The 12231-nt window shown below is 66.4% G+C and carries 10 protein-coding genes; 5 read left to right on the forward strand and 5 right to left on the reverse strand.

The window, feature by feature from the left end:
* Nucleotides 1–19: 19 nt before the first annotated feature.
* Complete coding sequence (locus V2S85_RS06135; RefSeq protein ID WP_330701980.1) at nucleotides 20–790, forward strand: sulfotransferase; 771 nt, start codon at nucleotides 20–22, stop codon at nucleotides 788–790.
* Here V2S85_RS06135 and V2S85_RS06140 read toward each other — a convergent pair.
* Nucleotides 741–2564 carry a M2 family metallopeptidase gene (locus tag V2S85_RS06140; protein ID WP_330701981.1) on the reverse strand — a complete coding sequence of 608 codons (1824 nt, stop codon included), beginning with the start codon at nucleotides 2562–2564 and terminating at the stop codon, nucleotides 741–743. The genes V2S85_RS06135 and V2S85_RS06140 overlap by 50 nt on opposite strands.
* Before the next feature lie 243 nt (nucleotides 2565–2807).
* Between V2S85_RS06140 and V2S85_RS06145 the strand changes: the two genes are divergently transcribed.
* Nucleotides 2808–3107, forward strand: coding sequence for a GIY-YIG nuclease family protein (locus V2S85_RS06145; protein ID WP_330701982.1), 300 nt, complete (start codon nucleotides 2808–2810; stop codon nucleotides 3105–3107).
* A 105-nt stretch (nucleotides 3108–3212) separates the two neighbouring features.
* Here the strand turns inward: V2S85_RS06145 and V2S85_RS06150 are convergent, their stop codons facing one another.
* The 4 genes from V2S85_RS06150 to V2S85_RS06165 are packed head-to-tail and all read right to left on the reverse strand — an operon-like array spanning nucleotide 3213 to nucleotide 6790.
* A complete protein-coding gene (locus V2S85_RS06150; protein ID WP_330701983.1) occupies nucleotides 3213–3806 on the reverse strand; it encodes an ABC-type transport auxiliary lipoprotein family protein in 594 nt (197 codons plus the stop codon).
* Nucleotides 3807–3831: 25 nt separating this feature from the next.
* On the reverse strand, nucleotides 3832–4770 hold the full coding sequence (locus V2S85_RS06155) for an MlaD family protein (protein ID WP_330701984.1): 939 nt from the start codon (nucleotides 4768–4770) through the stop codon (nucleotides 3832–3834).
* Between the two features lie 11 nt (nucleotides 4771–4781).
* Nucleotides 4782–5675: an ABC transporter ATP-binding protein gene (locus V2S85_RS06160; RefSeq protein ID WP_330701985.1), complete on the reverse strand. Its 894-nt coding sequence runs from the start codon at nucleotides 5673–5675 to the stop codon at nucleotides 4782–4784.
* A complete protein-coding gene (locus V2S85_RS06165) occupies nucleotides 5675–6790 on the reverse strand; it encodes an MlaE family lipid ABC transporter permease subunit (protein ID WP_330701986.1) in 1116 nt (371 codons plus the stop codon). Before V2S85_RS06165 ends, V2S85_RS06160 begins: the two co-directional genes overlap by 1 nt.
* Nucleotides 6791–6951: 161 nt before the next feature.
* Between V2S85_RS06165 and V2S85_RS06170 the strand changes: the two genes are divergently transcribed.
* From V2S85_RS06170 to V2S85_RS06180, 3 genes are all read left to right on the forward strand, one after another.
* Entirely contained in the window at nucleotides 6952–9642 is a 2691-nt protein-coding gene (locus tag V2S85_RS06170; RefSeq protein WP_330701987.1) for a valine--tRNA ligase, read from the forward strand.
* A gap of 403 nt (nucleotides 9643–10045) precedes the next feature.
* On the forward strand, nucleotides 10046–10792 hold the full coding sequence (locus V2S85_RS06175; protein WP_330701988.1) for a 7-carboxy-7-deazaguanine synthase QueE: 747 nt from the start codon (nucleotides 10046–10048) through the stop codon (nucleotides 10790–10792).
* Nucleotides 10789–12228 carry an MATE family efflux transporter gene (locus V2S85_RS06180; protein WP_330701989.1) on the forward strand — a complete coding sequence of 480 codons (1440 nt, stop codon included), beginning with the start codon at nucleotides 10789–10791 and terminating at the stop codon, nucleotides 12226–12228. Before V2S85_RS06175 ends, V2S85_RS06180 begins: the two co-directional genes overlap by 4 nt.
* The last annotated feature ends 3 nt before the right edge of the window (nucleotides 12229–12231 follow it).

The raw sequence follows: 12231 nt of genomic DNA on the forward strand, positions 1-12231 counted from the left end.
GCCCCATAGCCTTGGGGCCATGCACAATCCCCCCCGCAAGACCGGCACCGTCGGCATCAATCGCCTGATCGCCTCGGCCCTTCGCTTGAAGCTCGTCAGCGACGTGCCCGAGCGCCTGGCCCGCGCCCGCCTGCCCTATCGCCCCAACGCCCGGCGGCGCGAGCGGATCTCGGTGATCCGCGAGAGCGGCGTGCTGTTCATCCACGTTCCCAAGAACGCCGGAACCTCGGTCTGCGAGGCGCTCTACGGTTCGCAGATCAAGCACGAGACGGTCCATTACTACGCCAGCGTCGCGCCGGACGTGCTGGCGCTGCCCAGCTTCGCGATCGTGCGCGATCCGGTCTGCCGCTTCCGTTCGGCCTTTCGCTATGCGCGCAGCGGCGGCACCGCCGACCGCGCCGTCGCCCGTCCCTTCAACCGCCGCTACCGCGCCTTCGCCAGCGTGGACGACGCCATCGACCACCTCGCCACCGCGCGCAGTTCCTTCGACATCGACCACATCTTCCGCCCGCAGAGCTGGTACCTGACCGACTCGCGCGGGGACTGCCGGATCGACCAGCTGGTCCCCTACGAGGAGATCGACAGCCTCGATGCGATCGTCGGGCTGGACCGGCTGGCGGCGCTGCCCCGGCTGAACCGCAGCAGCGCCCCCGCGCCGATCGTGCTCACTCCGAGCCAGGAGGCCTTCCTGACGGACTTCTACGCCGCCGACTTCGCGCTGTGGGAGAACGCACTGGCGCTTACCAGCCGGACTTTTCGCCCGCGTTCTGCGCGTCGAGCCAGCGCTTGAGCGGCGCGAAGTAGTCCAGCATCGGCTTGGCGCTCATCTGCGCCGATCCGGTAAAGGCCTTCAGAGCCTCGGGCCAGGGCTTCGACTGGCCCATCGCGAGCATCGCGTTCAGGTTCTCGCCCACCTTCCTGTTCCCGTAGAAGCTGCAGCGATGCAGCGGTCCCTTCCAGCCCGCCTGCTTGCACGCCGCCTGGTAGAACTGGAACTGCAGGATGCGTGCGAGGAAGTAGCGGGTGTAGGGCGTATTGCCCGGAATGTGGTACTTCGCGCCCGCATCGAACCCGTCATCGCCGCGTGCCGACGGCGGCGTGATGCCCTGGTAGTCGAGGCGCATCTTCGTCCACGCCTTGTTGTAGTCGGCGGCCTGGATCGAGCCGTCGAAGATGCCCCAGCGGTAGCGGTCGATCATCAGGCCGAAGGGCAGGAACGCCACTTTGTCCATCGCCTGACGCAGCAGCAGGCCGATGTCCTTGTCGGCGCTCGGCACGCGTCCCTTGTCCAGCAACCCGATCTGCACGAGGTACTGCGGCGTGATCGACAGCGCGATGAAGTCGCCGATCGCCTCGTGGAAGCCGTCGTTGGCGCCGTTGAGGTAGAGGTAGGGCTGCTTGTTGTAGGCGCGCTGGTAGTAGTTGTGGCCGAGTTCGTGGTGGATCGTGACGAAGTCCTCCGAATTGACCTTCGTGCACATCTTGATGCGGATATCGTCCTTGTTGTCGACGTCCCAGGCCGAGGCATGGCAGATCACCTCGCGGTCGGCGGGCTTGGTAATCATCGATCGGGTCCAGAACGTGCCGGGCAGGGGATCGAAGCCCAGCGAGGAATAGAAGCCCTCGCCCGCCTTCACCATGTCGAGCGGGGTCTTCTGCTGCGCCTTGAGCAGATCGCCGATGTCATAGCCGAGGTCGCCCGCCCCCTTGGGCGCGACGAGCGGGTAGACGTTGCCCCATTCCTGCGCCCACATGTTGCCCAGCAGGTCGGCGCGGATCGCGCCGGTGCGCGGCTGCACCGCATCGCCGTACTTCTCGTTCAGCTTGCGGCGCACGTAAGTATGCAGCGCCAGGTAGAGCGGCTTGACCTCTTCCCACAGGCGCTGCGTCTCGGCGGAGAACTGCTCCGGGCTCATGTCGTAGCCCGAACGCCACATCGCGCCGACGTCGGCATAGCCCAGTTCCTTCGCGCCCTGGTTGGCGATGCCGACCATCTGCACGTAGTCCGGCTTCATCGGCTTGCCGACGTTGTCGTGCCACGAAGTCCACATCTCGGCGAATTCGGCCGGGGTGTGCTGAAGATTGCCCATCTCCGCCTCGATGTCCGAACCATTGATCGGCTTGCCGTCCAGCGTGCCCTTGCCCTTGCCGTAGGCTGACGACAGGCGCGTGGTGATCGCGCTCAATTGCGCGGCGGCCCCCGGCGTATTGGGCGCGGGCAGGACGATGCTCTGGCGCAGGATACCCAGCTTGCGTGACACGTCGGCGTCGAGGCCGGGCACTTTCGCGAACTTCGCCGCCTCGACCGCGTACTTCACCTGCTTCTCGGTCAGTTCGCCGTTTGAGGCGGCGGCGAGCGCGTCGGTGTCTTCGGTGATGTAGGTGTAGTTGATCCAGTTGGCCTGGTTGTTGCCGATCGAGAAGTCGAACAGATCCTTCTCGGCATCGGCGACGAACTTCGCCGCGCCCTCGGCGGTCCGGGGGTAATCCTCGGCATGGGCAGGCACGGCGGCGACGGAAAGCGCGAAGGCGATGGCGCCCAGCGCGGTCGAGGCGAATTTCATGGGGGGAACCTCATCTGAACCTTTGGATGGTCAGGAGATTAGGCGCCCCCATGGCGGCAGATCAACCACGCGCTGCGGATTTCCCCACGAGTCCACAAGCTGCCAACCTTCGTCATTGCAAGCGCAGCGTGGCAACCCAAGGCCGTGTAGTGCTGCCCTGGGTTGCTTCGCTTCGCTCGCAATGACGAAGGGGTGATGAAGAGTTAACTGGGCCTCGCGGCATGGAACCAGCACGATCAGGGCATGCGACGAGAATTCCAGCCCGCCGTCTACATCATGGCAAGCCGGCGCAATGGGACGATCTACGTCGGCGTCACCTCCAATTTGCGCGTCAGGGCATGGCAGCATCGCGAGGGTGTCGCAGACGGCTTCACAAGCAGATATGCCTGCAAGGCGCTGGTCTGGTTCGAACTGCATGCGACGATGCAGCACGCCATCTTGCGCGAAAAGCAGCTTAAAGGCGGATCTCGGAAGAAAAAGCTGGCTCTGATCGAAACGCTGAACCCGACATGGCGCGACATGTTCGGGGAACTCGCGCTGTAGCCTCGTGCCCCCCCATCGTCATTGCGAGCGCAGCGAAGCAACCCAGGGCGGTTCAAAACTGCCCTGGGTTGCTTCGCTGCGCTCGCAATGACGATGGTTGGCCCCTCAGCCCTTAACCCAGTCCGCGACCTGCCGCGCCACGTCGTTCGCCGCCTGGTTGAGCGCCGCGCCGACCGGCTTGGCCTTGGCCTCGACGCCGTTCACCACCGCCTCGAAGCGGCGGGTCTGCAGCGGGCCGTTGCCACGCTCGGTCCGCACCGCGTCGAAGCGCACGACGACGGCACTCGCCTGCGCGTCATAGCCCATCTGCAGCAGTCGCCCGCCGATCAGCGTCTTGCCGGTGACCTCGAAGTCGCCGCCCTCGACCACCAGCTGCCCGGTGCGCGCGCGCAAGGTCTCGGCCAGCAGCGAGCGGAACTGGCGCGTCGGCTTCTCCACCCACAGCGCGTCCTTGAGATAGGCGACGCTGGAGCTGTCCACCGTCACCGGCACCCGCAGCACGTCGAGCCCGCGATCGGACTCCGGATCGAGCACGACGATCGCGTCGGTCAACTGCCCGCTCGAGGTCGCCCCCGCAGGCGCGCTGTCCTGCGCGGAGAGCTTGAGCAGTTCGTCCGGCGGCTTGGTGCCCAGGCTCACGCAGGCGGAAATCGAGAGCGCGGCGACGGCGGCAAGCAGTCCACTGGCTAGACGGTTCATCGCGATACCCCTCACGGCCAAATCCTCACGGTTTGTAGTCGGGCAGCTTCTGCCCCTTGAGCAGTGCGCCGGCGCCCTGCTCGTCGATCTTCTCGGTCAGGCTGCGCAGCGCCTTGCTGGTCGCGCGCAGATCGCGGATCGCGCTTTCGGCGGCGGGCAGGGTCTGTTCGGAAACCTGGTCCAGCGCGGGCTGCGCGTGTTCCATCGTCTTGTTCAGCTGGTCCATCGACTTCTGTGCCGAGGCCAGCGTCTGGCGAAGCTGGTCGGCGAGCGAGCTGCCCTTGTCGCCCAGCAGATCGTCCGCCTTGCTGGCGACACCCTCGAAGGCGGCTAGCGTGCGCGTCGCCTGTGCCAGCGCGCCCTGCAGCTCGGTCATCGTCTGGCGCAGCTGCGGGGTCGCCGCCGACAAGTCCCTGGTCATCTTGTCGGTATTGGCGAGGATGCCGGTGATCGACTTGCGGTTCTCGGCGCTCATCAGCTGGTTGAGGTTCTCGGTCAGCGTCGCCAGCCGCTCCATCAGCAGCGGCGCGTTGGTCAGGATCTCGCCGAAGCCGCCGCGCTTGGTGGGGATCACCGGCACGCCCTCGGGCCCGGCATCGGTCAGCAGCGGCGCGCCCTTGACCGCGCCCTCCAGCTGGATGTCGGAGACGCCGGTGAAGCTGCCCTGGATCTGCGCGGTGGTGCCCACGGTGATCGGCACCTTCTCGTCCACCTTGACGCGCACGCGCACGAAGCTGGGATCCTGCGGCCACAGCTCGATCTGGGTCACCTGCCCCGCCGGCACGCCCGCGTAATTGACCTCGGACCCCTTCGCCAGGCCGTCGACCGACTGCTTGAAGAAGATGTCGTACTCGTTCTTGGCCCCGTCGCCGAGACGCGCGATCCAGATGACGAACGCCGCGAGGCACGCCAGCAAGACCAGCGTGACGGCTCCGACCCAGACGTGATTGGCTTTGGTTTCCATCGCCTGCGCCCTTATGCCTCCGACCTCTTGCTGTCCGTGTCGGACGGCGAACTATCCTGAACCGCCGCGGCGGCCCCATGTTCCGACAGGACGTGTTCCGGGGTTATCGCCGGATCGTCCTTCGCGGCAAGCGCCGCGCGGCCGCGCGGGCCATTGAAATATTCCTGAATCCACGGATGGTCGAGCGCCAGCAGCTCCGGGATCGTGCCCACGGCGATGACCTTCCTGTCCGCCAGCACCGCCACCCGGTCGCAGATCGCGTAGAGCGTGTCGAGATCGTGGGTGATGAGGAAGACCGTGAGCCCCAGCGTCTCCTTCAGCTCCCGCGTGAGATCGTCGAAGGCGGCCGCGCCGATCGGATCGAGACCGGCGGTCGGCTCGTCGAGAAACAGCAGCTCGGGATCGAGCGCCAGCGCACGGGCAAGCCCGGCGCGCTTCTTCATGCCGCCCGAAAGCTCGCTTGGGAACTTGAACGCGGCATTCTCCGGCAGGCCCGAAAGGCGCACCTTGAAGCGGGCGATCTCGGCGCGCAGGGCGTCGGTGATCTCGGGGAAGAACTGCTTGAGCGGGACTTCGACGTTCTCGCCCACCGTCAGCGTCGAGAACAGGGCGCCGCCCTGGAACAGCACGCCCCAGCGCGAACGCAGGTCGATGTCCTCGTCCTCGGTCGCCTCGCCCATCTTGTGGCCGAGCACGGTGATGCTGCCGTCGGTGGGCTGCTGCAGCCCGATGATCGAGCGCATCAGCACCGACTTGCCAGTGCCCGAGCCGCCGACCACGCCCAGGATTTCGCCCTTGCGGACCTTGAGGTCGAGGTTCTCGTGAATCACATGCTCGCCGAAGCTGTTGCGCAGCCCTTCGACGAGGATCGGGTATTCGCCCTCATAATCGTTGGTGAGGTCCATCAGGCCCAGCCGATTTTCGTGAAGAAGATGGCGAAGAAGGCGTCGAGCACGATCACCGTGAAGATCGCCGTGACCACCGCCTGCGTCGTGCGCGCGCCGACTTCCTCGGCGTTGGCGGTCACCTGCATGCCCTGGTAGCAGCCCGCGAGCGCCACGATCAGCGCGAAGACCGGCGCCTTGATGAGGCCGATCCACACGTCGGTGATCGGCACCACTTCCTGCGTGCGCTGGAGGAACGTCCAGAACGGAATGTCGAGCGCGAGGCCGCCGATGGTTGCGCCGCCGATGATCGCGAGCACCGAGGAATAGAAGCCCAGCAGCGGCATCATCAGCATCGAGGCGAGCACGCGCGGCACCACCAGCGCCTGCATCGGCGAGACGCCGATGGTGCGCATGGCGTCCACTTCCTCGGTCAGCTTCATCGTGCCGATCTGCGCCGCGAAGGCCGAACCCGAACGGCCCGCGACCATGATCGAGGTCATCAGGATGCCCAGCTCGCGCATCGACAGGCGGCCGGTCAGGTTGATCGTGTAGAATTCCGCGCCGAACTGCGCCAGCTGCACCGCGCCCTGCTGCGCGATGACGATGCCGATGAGGAAGCTCATCAGGCCGATGATCCACAGCGAGTTGATGCCCACGTACTGCATGTGGAACACCAGCGCGGTGCCGCGCAGCCTGGACGGGCGGCGGATCACCGCGCAGATCGCAAGGATCAGTTCGCCGAGGAAATCCAGCACCTTGACGATGCCGTGGCCCCAGTTCGCCATCAGGTCGCCGAGTTCGTCCAACTGGCGGGTGATGAAGGGCAGCTTCGGCTCCGGCTCGGCTTCGTGCTCGTGCATGTTGCCGATGGCGGCGAAGAGACGGCGCGCCTGCTCGCTCTCCCCGGTGATCTCCAGCCCGCGCTGGCCGGCGTAGTGTGTGACCAGCCAGGCGCCGGTGGTGTCGATATCGGTGACGCCGGACATGTCGACGCGGGTGAAATTCCCGCTGAGGCCATGCAGCTTGGCGTCGAGATTGCCCAGCGAATGGACGCAAAGCGGTCCCTTCAGCGCCAGGACATGGTCGGCGCCTTGGTCGTTTTCCGACAGGGTGAATTCAGCCCATTCCCGCATGTTCGCTCGCTTTGGGGGAAAAACCATGGACCGGCAAGATGTTCCATGGTGGCGACGAGATGTGTCAGTGGTGTTGCTGCGACGGGTTCGCACGCGAATGCGGCAATCGCATGGCAATGGCTCCTTGCGCCAAAACCCGCGCTTTGGCATGGCCCGCAGCCATGACCGACCAGATCGCAGAACCCGCTCTCGACAAGACTTTCGACCCCGCCGGGATCGAGGCCAAGTGGTACGCCCACTGGGAACAGAACAACCTGTTCCGCCCCGAGCGCCCCGACGCCGCGCCCTTCACCATCGTCAACCCGCCGCCCAACGTGACGGGCTCGCTGCACATCGGCCACGCGCTCGACAACACGCTGCAGGACGTGGTGATCCGCTACGAGCGCCTGCGCGGCAAGGATGCGCTGTGGGTGGTCGGCACCGATCATGCCGGCATCGCCACGCAGATGGTGGTCGAACGCCAGATGGAACAGCGCCAGGACAAGCGCACCAACTATTCGCGCGAAGCCTTCATCGAGAAGGTCTGGGAATGGAAGGCCGAGAGCGGCGGCACCATCACCGGCCAGCTGCGCCGCCTCGGCTGCTCGATGGACTGGAGCCGCGAGCAGTTCACCATGGACCCGCACTTCACCAAGGCCGTGGTCAAGGTCTTCGTGGACCTGCACCGCCAGGGCCTGATCTACCGCGACAAGCGGCTGGTGAACTGGGATCCCAAGCTCAAGACCGCGATCAGCGACCTCGAGGTCGAGACGCGCGAGATCCAGGGCCACTTCTGGCACTTCAACTATCCGCTCTCGGACGGTTCGGGCCATATCGAGGTCGCCACCACGCGCCCCGAGACGATGCTGGCCGACATGGCCGTCGCCGTGAACCCCGCCGACGAGCGCTACAGGCCACTGCTGGAGCGCGGGGCCACCGTCACCCTGCCGATCACCGGGCGCGAGATTCCCATCGTCGCCGACGAGCACGCCGATCCGGAACTGGGCTCGGGCGCGGTGAAAATCACCCCGGGGCATGACTTCAACGACTTCGACGTCGGCAAGCGCGCCGGGATCGAGGCGCGCGACATGCTCAACATGCTCGATGCCGAGGCGAAGGTCTGCCAGACGGCGGACGGCCTGATCCCGCACCTGTTCCTCGGCCTCGATCGCTTCGAGGCGCGTACCGCCGTGGTCGAGGCGATGAAGGAGCTTGGTCTCTTGATCCCGCACGTCACCAAGGACAAGGAAGGCAACGAAGTCGAGCACGACGCCGAGCCGCGCACCATCGCGACGCCCTACGGCGACCGCGGCGGCGTGGTGATCGAGCCGTGGCTGACCGACCAGTGGTACGTCGACGCCGCCACCCTCGCCATCCCGCCGATGGAAGCGGTGCGCAACGGCTCGATCGAGATCGTCCCGAAGTCGTGGGAGAAGACCTTCTTCAACTGGATGGAGAACATCCAACCGTGGTGCGTCAGCCGCCAGCTCTGGTGGGGCCACCGCATCCCAGCTTGGTACTCCGAAGACGGCGAGATCTTCGTCGCCGAGACCGAAGAAGAGGCGCAGGCCCTCGCCGGTAACAAGGCGCTGACCCGCGACAACGACGTGCTCGATACGTGGTTCTCCTCGGCGCTGTGGCCATTCGCGACGCTGGGCTGGCCCGATCAGGATTCGGCGCTGCTCAAGAAGCACTACCCCAACGACCTGCTCGTTTCCGGCTTCGACATCCTGTTCTTCTGGGATGCGCGCATGGCGATGCAGGGCATCCACTTCATGAAGGAAGTGCCGTGGAAGCGGCTCTACCTCCATGGCCTCGTGCGCGCGGCAGACGGGCAGAAGATGTCCAAGTCCAAGGGCAACGTCGTCGATCCGCTGGGCCTCATCGACCAGTACGGCGCCGACGCGCTGCGCTTCTTCATGACCGCCATGGAGAGCCAGGGCCGCGACGTGAAGATGGATGAGAAGCGCGTCGAGGGTTACCGCAACTTCGCCACCAAGCTGTGGAACGCCGCGCGCTTCTGCCAGTCCAACGGCATCGTCGGCAGCACCTCGGTAGCCGCGCCCAAGGCGACTTCGGCGGTCAACCGCTGGATCATCGGCGAAGTCGTGGAAACCGTCGCCGCGCTCGACAAGGCGATGGCCGACTTGCGCTTCGACGCGGCCGCAAACGCGATCTACCACTTCGTCTGGAACCAGTTCTGCGACTGGTACATCGAACTCATCAAGGGTTCGTTCGATGAGGAGACCAAGGCCGTCGCCGGCTGGGTGCTCGACCAGATCCTCGTCATGCTGCACCCCTTCATGCCCTTCGTCACCGAAGAGTTGTGGAGCAAGACCGGCACCCGCGAGGCCGAACTGATCGTCGCCGCATGGCCCGCGCCCGAGGCCGCGGTGGACGCCGAGGCCAAGGCCGAAGTCGAGTGGCTGATCGCTCTCGTCGGCAACTTGCGCGGCGCCAAGGCGGAACTGGGGATCTCGCCCGGCGCGCGCCTGACCGCGTACCTCGCCGATCCCTCGACCGAGACGCGCGCCGTGATCGAGCGCAACCCGGCGGTGGTGGACCGCCTCGCCCGTCTCGACGGCATCCGCTTCGAAGCGGCCCCTGCGGGCGCGGCGATGCAGGTCGGCGCCGGGGATGCGATGCTGGCGATCCCGCTCGAAGGCGTGATCGACATCGCCGCCGAAAAGGCCCGTCTGGAAAAGGCGCACGCCGCCTCGATCAAGGAGCGGGATTCGCTGGGCAAGCGCCTCGACAACCCGGCCTTCGCGCAGAAGGCCAAGCCCGAGGCAGTCGAGAAGGCCAAGGCCGACCACGCCGCGCATTCGGCCGAGGCGGAGCGTCTGGCGGCGGCACTGGCGCGTCTGGGCTGAGGGCTACGCAGAACCACTAACCCAAGCCCGCTCGTTCCCCCTTGCTCGTCATTGCGAGCGTAGCGAAGCAATCCAGGGCGGCGCCGCTCTGCCCTGGATTGCTTCGGCCCTGCGGGCCTCGCAATGACGAAGGGGGGAAATGGGCCGGGAAGGCTGCCCGGTCAGGTTGCGGCGACGGTGGCTTTCCTACATGGCGTGCCTCTGACACGATGCCGCCCATGTCGATGATCGCGCCGCACAAAGTGACACTCAAGGTTACACCTTCCCCGCACAAGGTGACACTTTTTCGCCGCAAGGTGACAGGTTTCGCCTGCAAGGTGACACTTTCAGCCACAAGGTGACACCTTTTCCCTCTGGACCGTGTAAACCGTGTAAACCTGCGTCACCTTACGACACTGAAACCATGACCCTCACCTTAGCCACCACCACCCCCGGCCAGCCGGAAATCTTCGCCTCGCTGCAGGGCGAAGGCCCCTCGATGGGCCGGCCGAGCACCTTCGTGCGCCTCTCGCGCTGCAACCTCGCGTGCCAGTGGTGCGACACCGCCTACACCTGGCGCTTCACCGGCGACAACCGCTTCCACCGCGACGATCTCGCCTTCGAACGGCGCGAGAACCAGGTGACGATGGAGGAAGCGGACCTCGCGCAGGCGGTCGCCGATCTGGTGCCCGACCGCCTCGTCATCACCGGCGGCGAGCCGCTGCTGCAAGGCGCGGCGCTCGCCCGCATGGTCAAGGCGCTCGACGAAATCCGCCCCGGCATGCACGTCGAGGTCGAGACCAACTCCACCGTCGCGCCGCACCCCGCGCTAGACGCCCGGATCGACCAGTACAACGTCAGCCCCAAGCTGGCGCACAGCGGCAACCCCGATACCCTCGCGCTGCTGCCCGAACGCCTCGCCGCCTGGGCCGCCGAACCGCGCGCCTTCTTCAAGTTCGTGGTCGCCACCCGCGACGACCTCGACGAAGTCATGGCCCTGCAACAGACTTACGCCATTCCCGGCCAGCGCCTGTTCCTGATGCCCGAAGGCCGCTCCAGCGATGTCATCCGGCAGCGCTCGGGCTGGCTGGCGGATTTCTGCTCGCAGCATGGCCTGAGGTTCACAGATCGCTTGCACATCCACTTGTGGGGCGACACGAGAGGCACATGAACGAAGCATCGCCCATTCCCGCCGGAGAGGAAATCGAAGCCGGCGACACGCCGCAGGAAGAAGCCGCCGCACGCCCGGCCATGCGCGGAGACCTCACCAAGGGGCCGATCCTGCAGACGCTGCTGATGTTCTCGATCCCGATGCTGGTGTCGAACGTGCTGCAGACGCTGAACGGATCGGTCAACGCGATCTGGGTCGGCCGCCTGCTGGGAGAGGCCGCGCTGGCGGCGACGGCGAACGCCAACATCGTGATGTTCCTGGTCGTGGCCGCCGTGTTCGGCTTCGGCATGGCGACCACGGTGCGCGTCGGCCAGCACTTCGGCGCGCGCCAGATCGACGCGGCGCGGCGGACCTTCGGGACCGGGGTGGGCTTCTGCATCGGCATCTCGATCGCCACCGCCGTGATCGGCTGGTTCGGCGCCGCCGCGCTGCTCGACCTGCTCGGCACCCCTGAGGTGAGCCGGCCGGACGCGCTGGCCTACCTTCGGGTGATCTTCGTGACCCTGCCGCTCGCCGCCGTCAGCATGATGGTGTCGATGGGCATGCGCGGCGCCGGCGATTCCAAGACGCCGCTCTATGCGATGATCCTGGCGGTGGTGCTCGACATCGCGCTCAACCCGCTGCTCATCATCGGGCCGGGCCCCCTGCCCGCGCTCGGCGTCGCCGGCTCCGCGATCGCCACCGCCATCGCCAACACGGCGGGGCTACTGCTCCAGATCGTGGTGATCTACCGCAAGGATCTGCCGCTGCGCCTGCGCGGGGCGGAGCTTGCCTACCTGCGGCCGAGTGGGCCGGACTTGCGCTATGTGCTGGCCAAGGGGCTGCCGATGGGCGCGCAGATGCTGATCGTCTCCTCGGCGGGGCTCATCATGATCGGCCTCGTCAACCGCGAGGGGCTGAACGCCACGGCGGCCTACGGGGCATCGCTGCAATTGTGGAACTACCTGCAGATGCCCGCCTTCGCGATCGGCTCGGCCGTCAGCGCCATGGTCGCGCAGTCGCTGGGCGCGGGCGACCATGGCCGCATCAGCAAGGTCAACGCGATCGGCATGGCGACCAACCTCGTCATGTCGACGGTGCTGGCGGCCGTGATCGTCGGCTTCGATCGCCCGCTGCTGGCACTGTTCCTTGGCGCCGAAAGCCCGGCGATGCCGATCGCGCAGCATATCCAGCTGATCTGCACGGCCTCGTTCGTGCTGGTGTCGATCACCATGATCCTGACCGGCACGATGCGCGCTTACGGCGCGGTGGGAGCGCCGCTGGTGATCCTGTTCGTCGGCCTCTATCCGGGGCGCCTGGGCTTCTATGCCATCGCGCGGCCGCTGATCGGCAGCGATGCGGTGTGGTGGGCCTACCCGGTGGGATCGGTGCTGACGGTGCTGATATCGCTGGGCTACTACCGCTGGGGCAAGTGGCGGGCCGCGTTCAAGGGGTAAGGT

This window comes from Novosphingobium resinovorum, assembly GCF_036352595.1.
Taxonomy (GTDB): domain Bacteria; phylum Pseudomonadota; class Alphaproteobacteria; order Sphingomonadales; family Sphingomonadaceae; genus Novosphingobium; species Novosphingobium resinovorum_B.

What these genes read in the sequence shown, in the direction of transcription:
- V2S85_RS06135 (WP_330701980.1), top strand. Translation starts at nt 20, where the DNA reads ATGCACAATCCCCCCCGCAAGACCGGCACCGTCGGCATCAATCGCCTG.
- V2S85_RS06140 (WP_330701981.1), bottom strand. Translation starts at nt 2,564, where the DNA reads ATGAAATTCGCCTCGACCGCGCTGGGCGCCATCGCCTTCGCGCTTTCC.
- V2S85_RS06145 (WP_330701982.1), top strand. Translation starts at nt 2,808, where the DNA reads ATGCGACGAGAATTCCAGCCCGCCGTCTACATCATGGCAAGCCGGCGC.
- V2S85_RS06150 (WP_330701983.1), bottom strand. Translation starts at nt 3,806, where the DNA reads ATGAACCGTCTAGCCAGTGGACTGCTTGCCGCCGTCGCCGCGCTCTCG.
- V2S85_RS06155 (WP_330701984.1), bottom strand. Translation starts at nt 4,770, where the DNA reads ATGGAAACCAAAGCCAATCACGTCTGGGTCGGAGCCGTCACGCTGGTC.
- V2S85_RS06160 (WP_330701985.1), bottom strand. Translation starts at nt 5,675, where the DNA reads ATGGACCTCACCAACGATTATGAGGGCGAATACCCGATCCTCGTCGAA.
- V2S85_RS06165 (WP_330701986.1), bottom strand. Translation starts at nt 6,790, where the DNA reads ATGCGGGAATGGGCTGAATTCACCCTGTCGGAAAACGACCAAGGCGCC.
- V2S85_RS06170 (WP_330701987.1), top strand. Translation starts at nt 6,952, where the DNA reads ATGACCGACCAGATCGCAGAACCCGCTCTCGACAAGACTTTCGACCCC.
- V2S85_RS06175 (WP_330701988.1), top strand. Translation starts at nt 10,046, where the DNA reads ATGACCCTCACCTTAGCCACCACCACCCCCGGCCAGCCGGAAATCTTC.
- V2S85_RS06180 (WP_330701989.1), top strand. Translation starts at nt 10,789, where the DNA reads ATGAACGAAGCATCGCCCATTCCCGCCGGAGAGGAAATCGAAGCCGGC.